Here is a 19,185-nt window from a genome sequence, read left to right as displayed (position 1 = left end):
AATTTATGCCCAAACGCACTACCAAACAAAACGATAAACCCGTAACTACAGCCCAAAAGCTGGGAAGCGTGATTAAGTCAGCGCGTGACATCATGCGGACGGATAAGGGATTGAATGGCGAATTAGACCGTCTCCCGCAGTTGACCTGGATCATGTTTTTGAAACTTTTGGATGATTCTGAAAAACTGCATGAGGTGGAAGCAGAGTTAGAAGGAATTTCCTATAAACCAACAATTCAACCGCCTTATCGCTGGCGAGATTGGGCTGCTAATGAAAATTTTACGGGCGATCGCCTGAAAAGTTTCATCAACAATGATGAGGCAATTTTACCAGATGGCACGAAAGGTGCAGGGTTACTCGCCTATTTGCGGAATCTTAAAAGCAAAACTGGACGCGATCGTGCTGATGTCATCGCCAAAGTATTCAAAGATGTCAACAACCGCATGACTAGCGGGACTTTGCTTTGGGATGTGCTGAATAAAGTAAATGAGATTCACTTTGATAAATCAGAAGAGGTGAACCTCCTCAGCACTCTTTATGAGTCGATGCTGAAAGAAATGCGCGACGCTGCGGGAGATTCGGGAGAATTTTACACCCCCCGTCCGGTAGTGCGGTTTATTGTCCAGGTGATGGAACCGCAATTGGGAGAAACCATTTTTGACCCCGCTTGCGGAACAGGTGGCTTTTTGGTAGAGGCGTATGAATACCTGAAAAAACAGTGTAGCGCACAAGATTGGCAGATACTTCAAAAAAGCATTATTGGTGCTGAGGCGAAATCCTTGCCTTTGATGTTAGCGCACATGAGTTTGCTGTTACATGGGTTTGAATATCCCGATATTGATGATGGTAATAGTCTGCGGTTTACTATTGCCGAAATGGGTGAAAAAGACTGGGTGGACATCATTCTCACTAACCCGCCGTTTGGGGGTGAGGAGGAAGACAGAATTCAAAAAAACTTTCCCCCAGATAGGAAAACCAAAGAAACAGCATTGTTATTCCTTCAGTTGATTATGCGTCGTCTCAGACAAAGACCCAAACCAGGACGCGCAGCAGTAGTATTTCCCAATGGGGTGCTATTTGGTAGCGATAATATTTGCACCAAAATTAAGGAAGATTTGCTAAATAATTTTAATCTGCATACCATTGTCCGTTTACCTAATGGGGTGTTTGCGCCTTATACCAGCATTCCCACAAATTTGTTATTTTTCGACCGTTCTGGGCAAACGAATGAGATTTGGTACTATGAGTTGCCTTTACCAGAAGGACGGAAAACTTACACCAAGACTAAGCCCATACAGGATGAAGATTTTGCTGAATGTGTAGCATGGTGGAAAAATCGAGAAGAGAATGAACAAGCTTGGAAGTATAACTTTAGGCAAGCTTATAATCAGGCGATAAAAGAAGCTACACCTCATTGGAATGCAGCGAAAAAAGCAGAGGAAGCTGCTAATCAGCTTGCAAAGACAGTGAAAGAATTAACTGAAAAAATCCAAAGTTTACAAAATTCAATTTTGGACTTTTCGCCACCAAAAGAAGTTGCACAGATTAATAGTCAGATTAAGTTAATTAAGGATGAGGTAAAACAGGCTCACACTGAAGAGCAAAGTCAGCGCGAGATTGCGAAAGATGAGAAGGCTAAAGGAGATGCTATTTACTGGGCAATTTATAATTTAGACCGAAAAAATCCAAATAGTAAGCAAGATTTTGAGCATTTACCAACTGAGCAGTTAGTGGCAGATATTTTGGAAAAGGATAAGCGAGTGGCTGAGATCATGTTAGAAATTCGGCAGTTATTGGTAAGAGCAGAATGAGTAAAGATTTATCTTTAGTGCCGCTTAGAGAAATTCTCACAAAATCGGAGGAATGGATAGACATTAACCCTACAGAAAAATATAAACAGGTAACTGTCAAAATTTGGGGTAAAGGTGTTGTAGAACGTAATGAAGTAAGCGGAGCAGAAATTGCTGCTACAAAAAGATTAAAAGTGCATCATGGGCAGTTTATATTGTCCCGAATTGATGCTCGTCATGGTGCTTTTGGTATTATTCCAAACTCTCTTGATGGTGCTGTTGTTACTAATGATTTTCCTGTTTTCACACCTAACATTCACAAGATTCTGCCACAGTTTCTTGACTGGATGAGTAAAACAAAAGATTTTATAGAAATTTGTAAAGCTGCCAGCGAAGGTACTACAAATAGGGTTCGGCTAAAAGAAGATAAATTTCTCTCAATGAAAATCCGCCTACCACTACTAGAGGAACAACGGCGGATTGTGGCACGAATTGAGGAACTGGTGGGGAAAATTGAGGAAGTGCGATCGCTACGTCAAAAAGCATTTGAAGAAACAGCCACACTCGTAACAAGGTCTACAGCCACTATTTTAGATAATGATGATTGGGAAGAAGTACCTTTAAATAAATTGTTACGCGAAAATTCTTTAAATGGTTTATCACCCCGTCCTTCAGAGACACCTCCAGGTCTTCCAATACTACGTATTAGTGCTGCAACTTCACAAGCAAATGCCATTATTGATGAAGCAGATGTTAAATATTTGGAAGTTAGCGAACAAGATGCGCTCAAATACAAGCTAGAACCTGGTGATCTTTTAGCTTGTCGTTATAATGGCAACTTGCATTACACGGGAAAATTTGCACTTTATAAAGCATACTCTGGGAGACAACATCTTTACCCAGATAAGCTCATTCGTTTTCGACTAGATACAAACAATATAATGCCAGAGTTTGCTTGTCTCGCATTGAATAGTCCAAAATGTCGGAAAATTATTGAATCTTTTTGTGCAACAACCGCAGGTAATATTGGACTTAGTGCTGGCAATCTAAAAACTGTTTCTGTACCAGTCCCACCCCTACCTGAACAACATCGCATAGTCGCCTACCTTGATGAACTACAAACCAAAGTAGACACAATGAAAAGGCTTAGAGAACAAGCAATAAAAGAACTTGATGCGCTACTACCTTCCATCTTGGACAAAGCATTTAAAGGAGAATTGTAGATAAAACTCATCAATTATCCTTACAAACCCTGCTAAAATCGAGACTTAAAAGCAGCATTCAACAGGGAATTGTGAGCCTTACTCTTCAAATTCCGACTGTCAACGATGAGCTAGAGGACTTTGATTGCTTGTTTCAACTTTGGCAGCAAGTCAACGAAGATTCCTCAGAAGTAATTTTCGACTTTTCCAAATGTTGGTTTCTACGACCAAACGCAGTAGCTTTTTTAGGTGGATTAATTCGTTTAATTCAATCACAAGGTAGAAAAGTCACTTTTTTAGAACATACCATTCATCAAAAAGTCAAGAGAAATCTACAACAAAATGGGTTTATGTATGCCTTTTGCCAGGATATAGAACCTTGGCAGGGAAACTCCATCCCATATCGAGAAGATCCAAAGCAAAATAAAGATGAGTTGGTTCAATACCTAGCTGAACAATGGCTTGGTAGAGGCTGGGTTCATGTCAGCCCAAATTTGCAACAGCTAATTGTAGCAACAGTTTTAGAAATTTATGCCAATGCTTTTGAACATGGACGGACAGATATCGGAGTCTTTAGTTGCGGACAACATTATCCTGACCTAAAACAACTTAAACTCACAGTAGTTGACTTTGGCGTAGGAATTCCTCAAAATGTGCGGGATTTCCAGAAAAATCCTAACCTGCCAGCAGACCAAGCATTAAAATGGGCTTTTCAAAAGGGGACAACTACCAGGGGTGGGCAAGTAACGGGTGGTATTGGTCTTGACTATTTAAAACAATTTGTTCATATAAATAAGGGAAAACTTCAAATTTTAAGCCATGATGGATGTGCGACAATAGATGAAAAACAGGAAATTTACGAAAATAGACAAAGTTTCTTTGGAGGAACACTGGTAAATATTACACTCCTGTGCGACGAATCGTATTATGCTTTGGAGCTAGAACCAGATGACGAGCCGTTGTTTTAAGGGTGATGTGCGGACTATGAAACACCAAATCCTAACCCTAATAGGCAAAAACTGTATTACACCTGACGATGGTCAGAAAGTGTACGATTTGGTTCATCCAGAATTATTAGCTTTTAATGAAGTTGAGCTAGACTTTGCAGGAGTAGAAATTTTTGCTTCTCCGTTCTTTAACTTTGCTATCGGGCAATTACTTCGGGATATTCAGCCAGAAACCCTCAATCGTCTGCTGAAATTCTCTAATCTCAATACAGTCGGTAAGCAAATACTCAAACTAGTAATCGAAAATTCAAAGCGGTATTACTCCGATCCTGATTTTCGCAGTAGAGTAGACCAAGTGATCAGCGAACAAGCAAATACCCAGTAATGCCAATCAACTACACAGTTCAGGCTGAAGTGGTTGATATCCGGTCTGACGCTCCGAAAAATGATGATATTTTCTTAGTAGATACAAATGCCTGGTATTGGTATACCTATACTAATGCCAGCATTTCATCTAGTCCTTATCAGATTACAGAGTATCCTTCCTACATTGCCAAAGCTATTTCTGCTAACTCCTTGCTTTTATACTGCGGTCTTTCATTAGCAGAACTAGCTCACAGAATCGAGCAAACAGAAAAACAAATATTTAATCCTAATCCTAGATTTTCATCTAAGGATTACCGCCATAACTACCCAACAGAAAGAGCAAAAGTTGTAGCCGAAGTTCAAGCAGCTTGGAGTCAGGTGATATCTAGTGCAGTATGCACTGATGTTTTGGTAAGCGAAGAAACCAGCAATGCTGCACTTACCAGATTTCAAACACAATTACTTGATGGTTATGACTTGCTGATACTGGAAGCGATGGACAAAGCTGGAGTCACACAAATAATTACCGATGATGGTGATTATCTTACCGTCCCTGGTATTAAAGTTTTTACTTCAAATAGGAATGCGATCGCTGCTGCAACAAGTCAAGGCAAACTTTTGGTTAGGTAAGAAGTGAAGTACCTAAAGCTTCTAAATCGGCTTTTTACAGCCTGCCATCTCTGCACCAGCGTCTATTGGTGAAGTAGGTAGTAGCAAGCTCAATTTAGGAGGCGATCGCCTGAACTGGTGGAATTTGGCTTGGGAAGTGCGATCTCAAATATATTTTAACTTAACAATACCTTAGCCAATTTACGAGGGTTCAATGCCACCAGAAATGGGATGAATACGTCCCAAAGAAGTAATCTTGGCAAAAATTTGAGCTAATAAAATCGGCTCAGGTTTTTCGGGAAGCATTTTTAAAATTTCATGAACATATCGAAAACCACGGTAATAAGCTTTCAGGTCAATAATGCCAGAACCAGGATTATGTTTACGAAAATCAGCCAGAAGATGATGAGATAAATTAACCATAAAGAATGCGAGATTAGCCGCATTAGTCACAGCAGTTTGGCTCAGATTCATAAAATCCTCTAAACCCCAAAATTGCTTGGCATCCCGAAAATTAAACTCAATTTGGAAACGCAGCTTGTAATAGTCAATAATTTTATCAGCCTTCAAATCCAAGTCGCTGGAAAATAAAATCACATGGCTACTTGTATTGGTTTTAAGATTAGTTTTAACTAAAATAACCACATTCAGAGACTGAGCAAATTCTTTGTGAAGAAGAGTAGCTTGATAAATACAGGAAAGAATGCCATCCTCAATATCACTTTTACACAAATATTTCTCAGGTATATTACGATAGTCTAACTTGTCACCGTATTTACGACGAGAACGTTTATTCGAGTTGGGATTTTCGTAAGGGATGTATAATGCTGAATCGTGGCGCAACTTGGAAATTATGTGTAACTTAACTTGTCGTGCCATCTGCAAAGCATTGTTGTTACCAAAATGACCATCTACTACCAAGTACGTCAAGGGGATAAAGTTAGCTACTAGCTCGAATAGTGAGTTAATCATCTTTTTGATTAGTAATAGTTCAGATGTTAATATCACTTCGGTTTTGTTTTTATTTTTACTGCCTTTTGGTCGTCCCCTTCCACTTTTCTCTTGAGATTCTTTTTTTTTGATTGGTAAGGTACTATTTATTTGGGTATCACTTTTGATTACCTGTTCTATCTGAATTGGAAATGACTGTCTTCCTGACACACTTACTAATGACAATACGAAGAAAGATAAACCATTAATTGGTTTACTAGTCAGGCTCGAAAAAAATCTGTCTACCCCGTAAGTTTCTTTACCAGATTTACTAACTACAACTTCATCTCCTGCCAGCAAATAAACATCCCTCTCTCGCCACAAATGTTTCCGAAAAAACAGCCAAAACAATGTTGCCCAAGGTATTACTGTCGAGAAAAATCTCCCCATTGTCCGATAGCTACCACCTGTACTTGTCCAACGGGCAATTCCCAACATCGTGACTCTACCACTCATCGCTAACATTGCCAGGATAATTTGGTTCAATTGCCGCATCGTTGTCGCGTTTATTTGCGGTAGCAGGCATTGCAGGAGTGATAAGATATTGGGCATGGGCGAGTAGTGGTTTTTGAGTTGTCGTTGTGAGAGACAATAACTCTACTACGAAACGCCCTACCTCTTCATGCTCTTATTTTGGCAACGGTATTGACTTAACAAATGTTTTTTTCTAGAGTAGTTATTTATAGTTTAGGAGTGGGAAGAATAAGGAAAGATTTAAAGTAAATGCCAATAAAATAACCTGAAGCGATAATCTTTATATGATTAACCTTGGAAAAATTTCCCAGGAATACCCACAGCTTTTTGATTATCTAACTTGTAATCATGATGAACTAATTAGATATAGAGGTCAATTAAAAGATTTCTTAAAAGATTTTAGACAACAGCTTAATTCTAAATTAATAAAGAAAGCAAATATTAGCTATTTTTTAAAGATTAGTAAGATAGAAATAGATATTTGCCTAAATAAAATTTGGCAAGTTACAAGTTTGATAGTTGAAATGGCTGAATTTGGCTGTATTCCTGTAAAAATAACAGTCTTTGATTTAGTAATTGATATTTTTATCTTAGAGATAAAAAATAAAAAAGCATTCTTTATCAATGACTTATATTTAATTATTAACCAACATCTTTATACAGAAAATAGCGAAACTGCTACCTTGAGTAATATTAGGAGCTATCTGGAACTTTTTGAGGAAGAAACTGAAGCAAGACTTTTAAAACTAGCTCATCAATATCCAGAACTACGCTTTATAATTTTGAGTTTGCTGACTAATATTAGCCTAAAGCCATCATCTCAACCTAATGATCAAGATTTAGAAAAATACGCAAGGATTGTTAAAACTGAAAGATTAGCAAAAAAACATATTCAAGCAGAATTAGATAAATTAGATAATTATTTACAGTATAAAAAACACTTACTAAAACTTACATCTAAAACTTTAGAAAATCATCTAGACCAACAGCTTAATAAATGTAATCAAAGAATTATCACAGAAATCAAGAATGAGGAAATCATGAGTAATATACAGAATTGGGATGATGTTCGTTTTAATTTAGCTACAGAACTAAAAAAAACAATTATCTTTTTGAACGAAAAAGGAATCACTGATGCAGCTAATGGATTGCAAAAGGAATTAAATAAGATAGAAGAAAATACATATCAAATTGCTTTTATTGCAACAATGAAGGCTGGTAAATCAAGCTTAATTAATGCAATATTAGGCTTTGAACTACTGCCATCGTTAGAAAAATCTTGTACTGGCAGACTAACTTTTATAAATCATTGTGATGGAGAAACTGTTGCTCACATCAGTGTTAAAAATAAAACTCTAGCGATTTCTTACAGAGATGTAGGTAGCTTTAAAAAGTATTTAAAAAAATACCTAGAGAGTGGCTTGATTACAAATGCTGAAGTTTATTGCTCAGAAGCTATACAAGATATTGAGCATATAACTCATGTTAATAATCCTTTTGAAGAAATTGATGAAAACTTTGATGTTCATGCTAATCAAGCTCGTCTACTCTTAAGAGAAAGTTTAATATCTATTAAAAATATTGATGCTGTAGAATTAGGAAGTTTTATTAATAATAAGTATGTACAGGAACTAAAAATAGATACGCCAATACGCTATCTCAAAAACCACATTAAACTTGATGGTATTCAACTTGTAGATACACCAGGGCCTAATTCAGCAGCCCATACTGACCATAAACGGATAACATACAATTTTATTGATAAAGCAAATGTAGTTATATATGTGATTGACTTCACAAAATTTGATATTTCTGGTGAAGATGAATTATTACAAGAAATTAAAAGACAAAGAGAACGATTTAACCCTGAATTTTATGAAAAATTCTTTTTTGTAATCAATAAAATTGATATGCACGAATCTTACAAAGGTACAACTTTAGAAGATAAATTACAAGACATTCGCCATCGTATTCAAAACGGTTACGGCTATAAAGTTCCTGACAAGCATATTATAGGTGTTGCAGCCAAACCTGCGTTATTGTATAGAATTGACGAGCAAGGCTTATCAGATAAAGAAAGAAAAAAAGAGTTTCAAAAGTTTTTTGCTCCTTTTTTAGATTTAGATGATGTGACACCTGAATCAGTAATTCAAGCGAAAAATCAAGTTCTTGTAAGTTCTAATATTCAAGCATTAGATAATGCTATCATCAGCTATTTGCAAAATAGTAATCAAACTAAAGACTTAATTACTGATGCAATTAATAGAGCCAATATATATATTCAAGATTATAAACGTTCTTTACAAGAAAGTTTAGGATATTCTCAAAAAACTTTAAATGAGTTAGAGGAAATAGTTATTAAATTTAAGCAATGGAAAGAAGAAGCAGAATCTGATAAAAATGTTTTAAAACAAAAAATAGATATATCTAAAAAAAAGTTTCGATGTTCATTGATTAAGAAATATAATAATTTTAGTGATGAATTATCAATTTTAATAGATAAAATTTTTGAAACTGCCAAAGTTAATAATAAATTTAATGGGTTTTGGGAATTACTTAAACAATCATTAGGTTCTGTAACAGGTTTTATTATAAATATTTTAGATTTGGATAAAAGCCTTCAAGACAAATTTCAAATACTTATTAATGTTGCTGGCAAAATTATAAATTTAGGGAACACTCAAGATGAAAATGAAATAAATAAGTCAATAAAACAATATAATGATCTACTGGCAGAAACAACTAGAGAAATGGCTACAAAGTTTGAAGCAGAACTTAAGATATTTGCTAGTGTACAACGTCAACAAATTTTTGATGAAGCATATACTCATGCCAACAAAATCATTACTGATTTAAATCAAAAACTAGGTGACACATTAAATGTAGAACTAAATACTAAAGATTTTGTGTTTCCAAAAATTGAATTAGATTCTGTAATAGATAAAGTAGAAGGTTTATATAATAGTAGAAATACTGGGGGTGGTTGCTGTAGTAGCCCTAAAACAATTTATTCTGTTAACTTAGAGCAACTACAAAAATCGTCGAAAGAAAGTATTATAAATGCTATAAAAGAAGCTAAAAAGAAAATACTCTTATTAACAGAAGAAGGCATAAATGAAATAAAAATATATTTAAATCATCAAATCAATAGTCAACTTAAAAAGCTAACTCAAAATTTAGATGAAGCTATTAATAAACAAAAAACTATAGGCTTTAATGCTCAAGACGAAATTGTCAAATTAGAGTTAGAACTTGAAGAAGTTGACGAAAGACTAGATATGCTTGATGTACTACTTCAAGTTACTAAAAATCATTAAAATAAAGTAGGGACATTATTTATGTGGTTTTTACCAATTATCAATACGGGACTTGATATTATTAGTAGCTTAGTAAACGGATTCAATAATCGCGAACAACAAAAGTTAGCGATTATTGAATATGAAAAGCAAGCACGGTTAGAAATGGAAAAGCTCCAAATTGCATCAGATATTGATAGACAGACTAAAGAGCATAATTTATTGATAATGAAAGGAATTATTGATATTATGCAAAATATTGTAAAAACTGATGTTGAGCTAAATATAATAGCCAAGAAAATCGAAGCTGCATTAAATATGCAAATTGGAGATTGGCTATTAGCAAAAAGAAAAGAAATTTGTGATTTAAATAATGAGCAGATAAGACAGCTTAATTATTTTTTAAATAGAGCTAAAGAATTGAATGAAAGTGATCAGGAAAAATTTAAGTCGATTGTATATGAAAATTTTGAATATAACCAAAAAATTATTATTGATAATAATAACTTTTTGGTTAACCAAGCTGAAGAGCTAGCTGCTAAAAGCGGAGTTAAAGTAATTTCTATAAAAGAGGAATTTAAGCATTTATTAGGAGTGAATACGTTAAAATTATTAGAAAATTTTGAAGATATATAGGTTTAAATATCTGTTAAATCTATATAAAATACTTATCTGATATCTTGATGTGCTTTATTGATACAGCAAATATTAGGAAGAGAAATTTAGGAAATATAGCTTGATGCTTTCAAGTTTATCTTGAAAAGCGTGATCGCATCATGAAAACAAACCAAGTTTAAATTGCTTGGTTTCATCCAGTCATAGTGCGCTGACTCTACCTCATTATCAATTAAACTCTTGCTCTTTGTCGCTCTTGCTCTCTTTCATTCCTCTGGTTAATCTGGAGCCTCATGCGATTGTATAAATTCACTTGAGGATCGGAATGGCTAATTGAAGCAACTAAGGCATAACGTTGCATTTCTATTTCATCTGGGTTTGCCCATTTACGGTTACAGCTCACAACCAGAGTCATGTTCCCTTGCTCATATTTTGTGGACTGAGGAAATATTTTTACTTGTCCCCTTTGTACCGTTCCTTTCTTCCGAAGGTTAGAACCTGGAGATAAATCAACCGAGATGCCAGAACCATGATTTTTCTTCAAAATATCTAGAGATATTTCTGTAAATTTATCAGGCTCATTTGTTTTCCTAGCATCTACATAAGCATTCACAATACTTGTATGGTCAAGACCCTTGAAAAGATTGAATTCCATTGTGACTCCCAAATATGAGTCTCCACGAGTAGGACGAGTTGGTGGGTCAAATGCCAAGGTGATTGAGAGTATGCGAGTACCTTTTACTTCAAAAAATTCGGGCGGTAATTGAGGAATTTCATAAATATGAAACTTGCCTACTGGAATTAAAATGTTGTCTTCTGATAAAACAACGTAATTCTCAGCAGAATACATTGCACGTTCCAAATCACTCTGTCCATAACCATAGATAGCTAGTTGGTTCTCAATTTGCTTTGTCTTTTGACTCTGAGATTGGTGACTGTGACATTGAAATTCAGGCGGGATTTCCTTGGGAATAACCGCAGAGTTAACAATAAGGGCCCGAATCAAATTAGAACTAGCTTCTGGATATTTTGTAAAAAGTTGAGCAGCAAGGTTAGCAACACGGGGTGCAGCAAAGCTCGTACCACTACAGATATGAAATAAAGAACTATTAAAATCTTTGGAGAGGGTAACAACAGAAACACCAGCTACGGTATCTGGGAGTCGCAATTTAGCTTTAGGTAAATCCAGTCCTTCTCGATATTTGAGGTCTAATACAACATCTCCGCCAAAGTCCACAACATCTGGCTTTATCATCCCATCCACTCCAAAACCAGTTCTCGTAAAGGGAGAGGGGTATCCTGGTAAATTGGCGATCGCCTGACGACGAACATCAGAAGGTTCTGTAATACTACCCCGACCAAATGATACAGAACCTACAGTTAGTGCAATTGCTGAAGTTGCAGGGTCGATAATTCGAGCATCTTCGTTCAGTAGATAATTTGGGTAGTCAGTCTGTAGTTGCTCATCTGATTTTGCCTCTTTATGAGGTGGTTCCGTATTCCCTGCTGAAACCACAAAAACAATATTTTTATTTTGGTACTGGTAAGCAATTTCATCTATCTTTGCAGCTAATCGAAACTGCTTCATACCGTCTCGGTAAATTTGTTCATCGTTACCTAGCGAGATATTTATGACTTTGCAATTAGGATACTGTTCAACAAAAGCACGAATGGCTTCATGAAGTTGAGTTTCTATAAGAAGATCCTCATCATATTTGTTATTCTCATCTGTTACACGAGCAGAAAATAACCAAGCTGTTGGATCAAAAGAACGCTGTTGAATGCAGTTGTCAACATTTCCATAGATAGCAATGCCCGCAACACTTGTACCATGTCCATGTACATCGTCCGGGCCACCTTTTATGAATTGCCGTTTTGCATCTGGAAATACTTCAGCCTCACCCAGTGCAGGAGCAATTAAAGGATGTCCACGCTGTACACCAGAGTCGATAACCAGAATACCGCAATTATCTTCAGGTGGGGAAACAACTTCGGGAAAAGCAGAAATTGGCAGATTATAGTCAGCAGTTGTTTCAAAAGCAGGTTGGGGTGGGCGATCAATTTCTTTGACTATGGGCAATTCTAGTAAAAGCTCTAAAACTTCTTGAGTAACTTTAATTCGAGCAATACAGAGGTATTCGCCAACGTAGCTATCAGTCATTCTCATAGGAGCAGTATCGCTGGATAAGCCCTCTATATCTTTGGCAAAACCATCTAAATACTTTCGCATTTCTTTGGGATAGCCTGTATGCCAGAGTTCCAAATCTAAGGCTGCAAGTTCATCTGGTTGTACAGGCTTTAGTTGTAACAAACGACCAATGCGATCCTGTGGTTCGAGGGGAACTAGCTCATCAATTGCCCCTAAGTATTCATATTTGGGGCCATCTTTAATCTGGCTGTAACTCTCTAACCGCTTTTTGAATTCAGTTAGCTCATTGTCAGATGAAAATACAACAATAGCTTTACTAGGTTCTCGTGCTAAGACATTTAGTCCTATCTGAGTTACCAAGTCGTCCGAAAAAGAATGTTTTTCAGCAACTTTTATCTTAAAAATTAGTTTTGGGTCGAGACGAAAAGGGCTAGTTTTTTGCTTAACAGGCTCAATTAGGGTAGAAATTTGATCTAATAGCAGCTTACCGTGTTCACTGACATTAGTACGTTTTGTACCTCCAAAACCACCAGTTGATCGCCGAGGTAATTCAATGCTTATTATTCTCGGTAATTTCAGGTGTTCAAACTGACTACCCATCGTGATTAGACGTAAATAGTTATCTTGAGTTTGCTATTATACTTTGTCTTGTGACAAAACGGCCTATTGCTACTTCTAAATCATCAGCAGTCAAGGTACGTTCACCCCTTAGAATCACAGCTTTAATAGCATCAGAGCATATACGCTCTATATCTGCTCCAGTAGCATTCTCAAGCCGAGTAGCAAAAGCAAACAAATCAATAGCAGTATAACGAATAGCAGATAAATAACGACTCAAAAGAGCCGTCCGCAGTTCAACCGACGGGTTATCAAAAAAAATCACTTCATCAAAACGTCGCCAAACAGCACTGTCTAGGAGTTTTTCGTGATTAGTAGCTGCAACAAATATACTTTGATTAGTTGCGTTATCGATGAGTTGTAGCAGGCTATTCACTAACCGTTTTACTTCACCATGTTCATTGAAATTATCCCGATCGCGGGCGATCGCATCAAACTCATCGAACAAAACAAGCCATTCACCCTGTTCAATGTAGGTAAAAATTTTCTGAAGATTCGTTGCCGTTTCACCTAAGTAAGACGAGAATACTGCCGTTAGGTTCACATAAACAAGCGGCAGAGCTAGTACGCTGGAGAGGACTTTTGCGGTTTGGGTTTTACCACAGCCAGGTGGCCCGCAGAATAGTAATTTGTTTTTGGGCTTGAGATTGTAAGCTGCGAGTATATCTTGCTTACGGTTTTCGAGGACAATTTCTTGCAGAATATCAAAAATTGTTTCGCTGAGGACAATGTGATCCCAGGTTAGATCGAATTGTTTTACCTCAACTAAAGCCAACCCAGTATCCTTATCTTTAGGCGGTTCAGGAAACTGGCTCCAAGGGCTAGGGTTAGCAGCTAAGGGTTTTGTGTATCCATTCCCGTTTTGAAGCAGTTTTTCCAGATCCCTAGCAAGCAATATATGATTTTTATTTCTTTCTTCTTCAATCAGTTCCTTAGCGGCAGCTAAAAACTCTTCTCTCTCATTGCGAGAGAAGCTTCTGAAGAGTTTTCTGAGAATTTCGCCGCGTGCCATATTTTATAACCGAAACTGGATACTCGGTGTACCCTAATTTTATAGTACATTCGCACTACTAAGGTAAAGAATGCAAAAAGCTATTTACCATAGCACTGAAATATTACACTTGGCAGGAATCATTCCTCAAGTTATACAGCTAAGACATACTTTTGTACTGGGTAAATGGGTTGCTTTACACTATAGCCACTATTCTCAACTAACTGAATATATAGCCACTATTCTCAACTAACTGAATAGCGATCGCCTCGACACCATTTTAGACCGCTACTAAAATTCCATAACAAAGCTGTTCAGAATAAAAAGCTGTTCACACTCGAATATATTCTAGCCTTCTGTCCACTCCAGCAAATCGCATCTCATACGACCTACAGGCAACAAATCTAGCCAAAATTCTTCAAACTTTTCACTGCTGTCGAAAAACTCGATTAGACAAAAATCTATCCCCGCAAGCGATCGCATTTCTTAGCCATGCTTCTGACGCTTCGCCATCGTTGCAAACGGCAAAAAACAGTAAGGACATTCGCCTTGTACCCAGTCTGCGGGAATAGGGAAAGGCGTTTCACAGTTAGTACACTTCGTTAATAAGCGTAAATTGTGGCGATCGCATTTCATTTTGTCTTTATACTGCCACTCAATTCGATGACAAGGTACTTCTGCATAACAAGCAGCACATAATCTAATTGGTCTGGGCTTCATCGTCACCCCCTTGGGTAGTAAGGTATCGGCTAATCTATCCGCATTGACTCTTACCACAGATGCCAAAGCCTCCAACTCCTGTCTAGTAGGAAACGGATTAAAGTAAAACTTTTCCCAACGCGAAACAACTGCACCGAGTCCAGTTAATTTACCTAACTGGCTTGAGGTTAAATAATTTTCTCGGCGAAAGCGTCCTAAGAAATGGCTTAAGCTTTCTCCATCCAGGGGTTCTACTTCAAAAACACGAGGTTCTTCCGCACCGATTTCCATTATTCAAACCAATCCAAAACTTCAGTCAAAGTATCTTTATCAATGTTCTTCAATCCTTTTCTTAAAGCTAAGATTGAAGCTCTTCTCAATACCCGATCAACCAAACCAATTTTGCCACCTGTTTTTTGATACAAAGGTAATAAAGTTTCATTTCTTATGAGATTAGATGGCAGGGGCAAACACAATACTTCTTCTTCCCAAATTTTTACTAATTCAGAAAATTTCTTCTCTGATACCAAAGGTAATCTGTAACATTCGATAAATCGATCATGAATGTAAGGTTCTTTTTTAATGAGATTGTCTAAACCATCTGTTCCTACAAGAACAATTGAAATTCTCAACAGGTCATAAATTCGAGCAATTTCACTAAAAGTATTTAATTTCAGAAAATTTGCTTCATCAATAATCAGCATTTCCACCTTAGATTCCTTGAGTAGCCTTTGTACTCGCCTTCTGAGGTCAGTTAGTTTTCCTGAAGTTGCATCATATTTCAAACTTTCCAAAATCAGAACCAATAACTCACCCGATGAGCAATCTCCTGGAACTTGCATATACAAAACAGGTACAATATCTCTTTTACCTCCTCTTTTTTGGGGCTTATTTAATAGTCTATACACATCACAAGTCACAGATTTACCTGCTCGTGGAGGTGCAACAATTCGACCACATTGTTTAGAAAGACGCAAACCATCTAACCAATCATGAATTTTTTGTATATGCTCTAATTCCACAACACTAGGACTAAGGAGACGTTCAATTTCTGGCTGTAATTCTTCTGGAATGGGTTCATCTCCCCATAAATTCTGTACCCATCTCTGCCAATAATCATCTTTCATGATTCTGATTGTTGTCGAAAATTAATAACGTTTTAACGTCTGAATATGTTTAATAAAATCCTGTAAATTCAATGAAATCTACTCATCATAATCTTGACGAAGTTGCTCATAGTTAAAGATTCTGGGTTTTCGAGTTACAGGTTTTGGTGTTTCTTGTAAATTTTCTAGTGGTTCTGTCTCGCTCAGATTGATGGGTTCAGACACAGAATGAACTTGAGCTTGTTCTTCTTTCTTGCGTTCCTTTTGGCTCTTTTTCTTTTGCTTGATGAAAGTATCACGGTCGTGTATCTCTGCCAAAATTGATTTATTACTGAGTGTTTTACCAACAGAGCGAACTTTTCGACTAGCGGCTTTAGCCTCTTCTAGAGATAATTGCTCAGTTTCCCAATCCAGCGCATGAGCAGCAGACAGAAACACTTCCTTACCTTTATCTATTCGGTAAACCCAAACAGTTGTAATATCTCTAGGGTCATACCTGAGTACAATATTTTCCCCTGCGTAAGCCGCCAGGTAGTCACCACGATACATGATATTTTCAAAGCTGAGATACCCGCCTTTGTAAATGCTGCGCCGAGTCTTTTTCATCAAACAGATATCTAATTCCCGCTCCTTAACCATTTTTGGTAGAGCAGGTAGTCCCGCTTCCCATCGTTGAAACCTTGTTTGGTCTTTTGTCCGTGCATCAAGACGTTGATTGTAGTTGTCAACAATGTAGCGAACTAACAGTAGGTGTAATTCCCGTAAAGTTAAGCAAGCTTCTTCCTCTGCTGTCTTAGAACGTTCCTGAATATTGGAACCTAAATAGCCATAGAAACCAGAGAGAAATTCTGTATTAATCGTGCCGAAGCTACGTTCTTCAATACCGCCCTCACTAGGGCGATCGCGTAAATGGCACTCAAAGCCTAATTGAAAACCAATCTGTTTTAAGTGTTCCGAGCGAAAGTCTTTACCACCATCAGTGAAAAGATTTTCGGGTACGCCGTATGTTCCCCAGTCGCTAATAAGTTTATATTCTGCACTATATTGCTTTGGCAAAATAGCATGACGTAAAGCTAGAGCAACCACTTGAGAGCTAGGTGCATCAAAGCCCACATGAATACCCATAATGCAGCGAGAATAACTGTCTGTAATCTTTGTGAACCAAGGTCTAGCTAATGCTTCACCATACTGATCAACCAACATGACATCTAACTTTGTATGGTCGCACTGCCAAACATGGTTGCTGTAACGCACATCTAATGTTTGCCCATCACGAGTTTTATGTGAGACTCGTGACCCTCGCCATCCAATATTCCTCTGTTTCTGTTTCTGCTCTTGACGTTCAATGATAGGGTTGAGAACCCTATAAACTGTCATGTGGCTAGGGTATTGTTGTAAACCTAACTGTTCTGCTCTGACTTGGACTCTCATCGCCACCTGAGCAGGAGTCATTTTTTTGCTACCCTTATTCCCTTCTTTAAAAGTGGTAACAATAAATTTTTGCCACTCTGGGTCTATTCGATAACTACCTTTGTCATTTCTCTGCGTTTCAACAATTGCCGATAAACCGTCTTGTTGATATTTTTTGACTAGACGCTGAACTGTTCGCACAGTCTTGCCCAGTTTCTTTGCTGCTGCTCTTAACTTCTCACCATAGGTTTTGCGATCGCATGGTTCAAGCAAACCTTGGATCACGTCCATTTTGAGTTTTGCCTCAGCCGATAATTCCGTGATAATTACGTTTGCTTCTTCTGGTTCATCATTCTGAATTTCATCTACATCATCGTTGTTTTCAAAAGGCAGAGATTCGTCGTCTTGATTGACGATGGGCATTTCATCCATAGAAAAAATTGATTCATGCTCAAAACAGTAATAACAATCTCGCTATTGTGCGAGAACATCCAAACTTCCTAAAGCAGTTGACCCTTCAATGGAAGCGGCAACTTTTCGGTATAAGGATGTATTATTTAGTACATATGTACTAAATAAAGTTATAATACCACTATTCGAGCGAAAAAGCGACAGCTAATCTGTTACGAAATCAGAAAATCTTGGAAAATGTAAAATTATAAAAGACGACATCTATTTTGTTATTCTTGAAATACACGACAATTAAAGTGTTAAATAAACTATTTATCCTTTGCATATTAAAAAACGCTGCAAACACTTATGTAGCAACGTTTTTGATGTTTTTATATTTGATGACATTATTTTGTTAAGACGACAAATAATTAGTTATTCGACAGTTGTACAGCGACAGATTATTTGACCGTGGCGACATATTATTTGTCAAAAACCTCAAACGACAAATTACTTGCCACCAAAATTAAATTGTTGTCCTGCGTTGAAAAATAATCATCTCAGTTCCGATAACGGGGTTACGTGCGACTAATCTCTCTTGAGAATCGATAATTTCTAAATGAGCAAAATCTAATTCTTGAGAACGCTGTAATATGTCTGCGGCTAATTGATTTTGCTGGGATTCTGGGAGATTGTACCAATCATCTTTAATTTTCACAGTCAAGCTACTGCTGCGGAAGTTAGCTTGAATTGATTCTATGATGCCGGAAACGTAAGCATCGCTAATTTCTGCCACTTGAGTTTCAATGGCTGCAATTAGTCTTTGTTCTGGGGTTAATTCTATTCTTGGCGTTGGGGTTGGTGTTGGTTCTGGCGTTGGTTCTGGGGTGGTTTCTGGGGTGGGTTCTGGTGTCGGTTCTGGTTCTGGAGTTAGTTCTGCTTCTGGGGTGGGTGTGGCTTCTGCTGATGGCTGTGGCTGTGGTTCTGGTGGTGTAGTGCTTTGTGGTGTTGGTGTTGTTGTAGGCGTGGGTGTGGGTGTGGGAACTTCTTGTGCTGGGGGAACTGTTGCAATTTGAGTGGGTTTTTTGGTGAGTACAGTCGTAGTTGTCCACACGACGATTACAGCCAAGACACTAGCAATGATTCCTGTCAAAGCTGTATCCGTCACCTTTGTAGATAGATTCGATGGTAAAAAAGGACGGACTTGCTTAAGTAAAAATCTACTCCATTTAGATTCTAGCGATCGCCAAAATCCTATTGTTGTTTCAGTAGATGGAGTTTCTAGTTGTTCTACGGTGGTTTCTAATATTCCTATTGTTCCCCTGAGAATTTGAATAATTATCCCCTTCCAAATAGGTTGGACTGTTCTTTGGCGGGGTTGACTTCTCGACGAAGACTTATTTGTTGGTTCAGGAGGTTTGTCTTGTGACATGGAAATTTCACCAAAAGCACAGATTATATCTACAACTATCTAGCAATTTGTATTCTTACCCTATGTTAAAGCTGCGTCTACATAATACAATTACGAATTAC

General features: G+C 37.3%; 14 protein-coding genes. 7 read left to right on the top strand and 7 right to left on the bottom strand.

Annotated elements, in window-relative coordinates:
• Nucleotides 1-5: 5 nt before the first annotated feature.
• From CLI64_RS15465 to CLI64_RS15445, 5 genes are all read left to right on the top strand, one after another.
• The gene (locus CLI64_RS15465) at nucleotides 6-1,811 is read left to right on the top strand and encodes an N-6 DNA methylase (RefSeq protein ID WP_103138045.1); all 1,806 of its coding nucleotides are present in this window, start codon (nucleotides 6-8) and stop codon (nucleotides 1,809-1,811) included.
• Nucleotides 1,808-3,013 (top strand): restriction endonuclease subunit S, encoded by a 1,206-nt coding sequence (locus CLI64_RS15460; RefSeq protein ID WP_103138044.1) that lies wholly within the window; start codon nucleotides 1,808-1,810, stop codon nucleotides 3,011-3,013. The genes CLI64_RS15465 and CLI64_RS15460 overlap by 4 nt, the downstream gene beginning before the upstream one ends.
• A gap of 71 nt (nucleotides 3,014-3,084) precedes the next feature.
• Complete coding sequence (locus CLI64_RS15455) at nucleotides 3,085-3,960, top strand: ATP-binding protein (protein ID WP_103138043.1); 876 nt, start codon at nucleotides 3,085-3,087, stop codon at nucleotides 3,958-3,960.
• A 16-nt stretch (nucleotides 3,961-3,976) separates the two neighbouring features.
• Nucleotides 3,977-4,324: an STAS-like domain-containing protein gene (locus CLI64_RS15450; RefSeq protein ID WP_103138042.1), complete on the top strand. Its 348-nt coding sequence runs from the start codon at nucleotides 3,977-3,979 to the stop codon at nucleotides 4,322-4,324.
• Nucleotides 4,324-4,935: a hypothetical protein gene (locus CLI64_RS15445; protein WP_103138041.1), complete on the top strand. Its 612-nt coding sequence runs from the start codon at nucleotides 4,324-4,326 to the stop codon at nucleotides 4,933-4,935. The genes CLI64_RS15450 and CLI64_RS15445 overlap by 1 nt, the downstream gene beginning before the upstream one ends.
• A 180-nt stretch (nucleotides 4,936-5,115) precedes the next feature.
• Here CLI64_RS15445 and CLI64_RS15440 read toward each other — a convergent pair whose 3' ends face one another.
• Nucleotides 5,116-6,456, bottom strand: coding sequence for a transposase (locus CLI64_RS15440; RefSeq protein WP_103135668.1), 1,341 nt, complete (start codon nucleotides 6,454-6,456; stop codon nucleotides 5,116-5,118).
• 206 nt (nucleotides 6,457-6,662) lie between these two features.
• Here CLI64_RS15440 and CLI64_RS15435 point away from each other — a divergent pair, with 206 nt between their 5' ends.
• The gene (locus CLI64_RS15435; protein WP_103138040.1) at nucleotides 6,663-9,695 is read left to right on the top strand and encodes a dynamin family protein; all 3,033 of its coding nucleotides are present in this window, start codon (nucleotides 6,663-6,665) and stop codon (nucleotides 9,693-9,695) included.
• Nucleotides 9,696-9,716: 21 nt separating this feature from the next.
• Nucleotides 9,717-10,310 carry a hypothetical protein gene (locus CLI64_RS15430; protein ID WP_103138039.1) on the top strand — a complete coding sequence of 198 codons (594 nt, stop codon included), beginning with the start codon at nucleotides 9,717-9,719 and terminating at the stop codon, nucleotides 10,308-10,310.
• 211 nt (nucleotides 10,311-10,521) lie between these two features.
• Here CLI64_RS15430 and CLI64_RS15425 read toward each other — a convergent pair whose 3' ends face one another.
• The 6 genes from CLI64_RS15425 to CLI64_RS15400 form a co-directional block, all read right to left on the bottom strand.
• Nucleotides 10,522-13,038: a S8 family peptidase gene (locus CLI64_RS15425; RefSeq protein WP_103138038.1), complete on the bottom strand. Its 2,517-nt coding sequence runs from the start codon at nucleotides 13,036-13,038 to the stop codon at nucleotides 10,522-10,524.
• Between the two features lie 19 nt (nucleotides 13,039-13,057).
• A complete protein-coding gene (locus tag CLI64_RS15420; protein ID WP_103138037.1) occupies nucleotides 13,058-14,068 on the bottom strand; it encodes an AAA family ATPase in 1,011 nt (336 codons plus the stop codon).
• A 465-nt stretch (nucleotides 14,069-14,533) separates the two neighbouring features.
• Nucleotides 14,534-15,037: a TniQ family protein gene (locus CLI64_RS15415; protein WP_103138036.1), complete on the bottom strand. Its 504-nt coding sequence runs from the start codon at nucleotides 15,035-15,037 to the stop codon at nucleotides 14,534-14,536.
• Nucleotides 15,037-15,873 carry a TniB family NTP-binding protein gene (locus tag CLI64_RS15410; RefSeq protein WP_103138035.1) on the bottom strand — a complete coding sequence of 279 codons (837 nt, stop codon included), beginning with the start codon at nucleotides 15,871-15,873 and terminating at the stop codon, nucleotides 15,037-15,039. Before CLI64_RS15410 ends, CLI64_RS15415 begins: the two co-directional genes overlap by 1 nt.
• A 78-nt stretch (nucleotides 15,874-15,951) precedes the next feature.
• The gene (locus CLI64_RS15405; RefSeq protein WP_103138034.1) at nucleotides 15,952-17,694 is read right to left on the bottom strand and encodes a Mu transposase C-terminal domain-containing protein; all 1,743 of its coding nucleotides are present in this window, start codon (nucleotides 17,692-17,694) and stop codon (nucleotides 15,952-15,954) included.
• Between the two features lie 484 nt (nucleotides 17,695-18,178).
• The gene (locus CLI64_RS15400) at nucleotides 18,179-19,084 is read right to left on the bottom strand and encodes a hypothetical protein (RefSeq protein ID WP_103138033.1); all 906 of its coding nucleotides are present in this window, start codon (nucleotides 19,082-19,084) and stop codon (nucleotides 18,179-18,181) included.
• Nucleotides 19,085-19,185 lie beyond the last annotated feature (101 nt).

It is taken from the genome of Nostoc sp. CENA543, from assembly GCF_002896875.1.
Classification (GTDB): Bacteria; Cyanobacteriota; Cyanobacteriia; order Cyanobacteriales; family Nostocaceae; genus Trichormus.
Note: the sequence above shows the minus strand (reverse complement) of the source record. Positions and strands in the feature narration are given on the sequence as shown.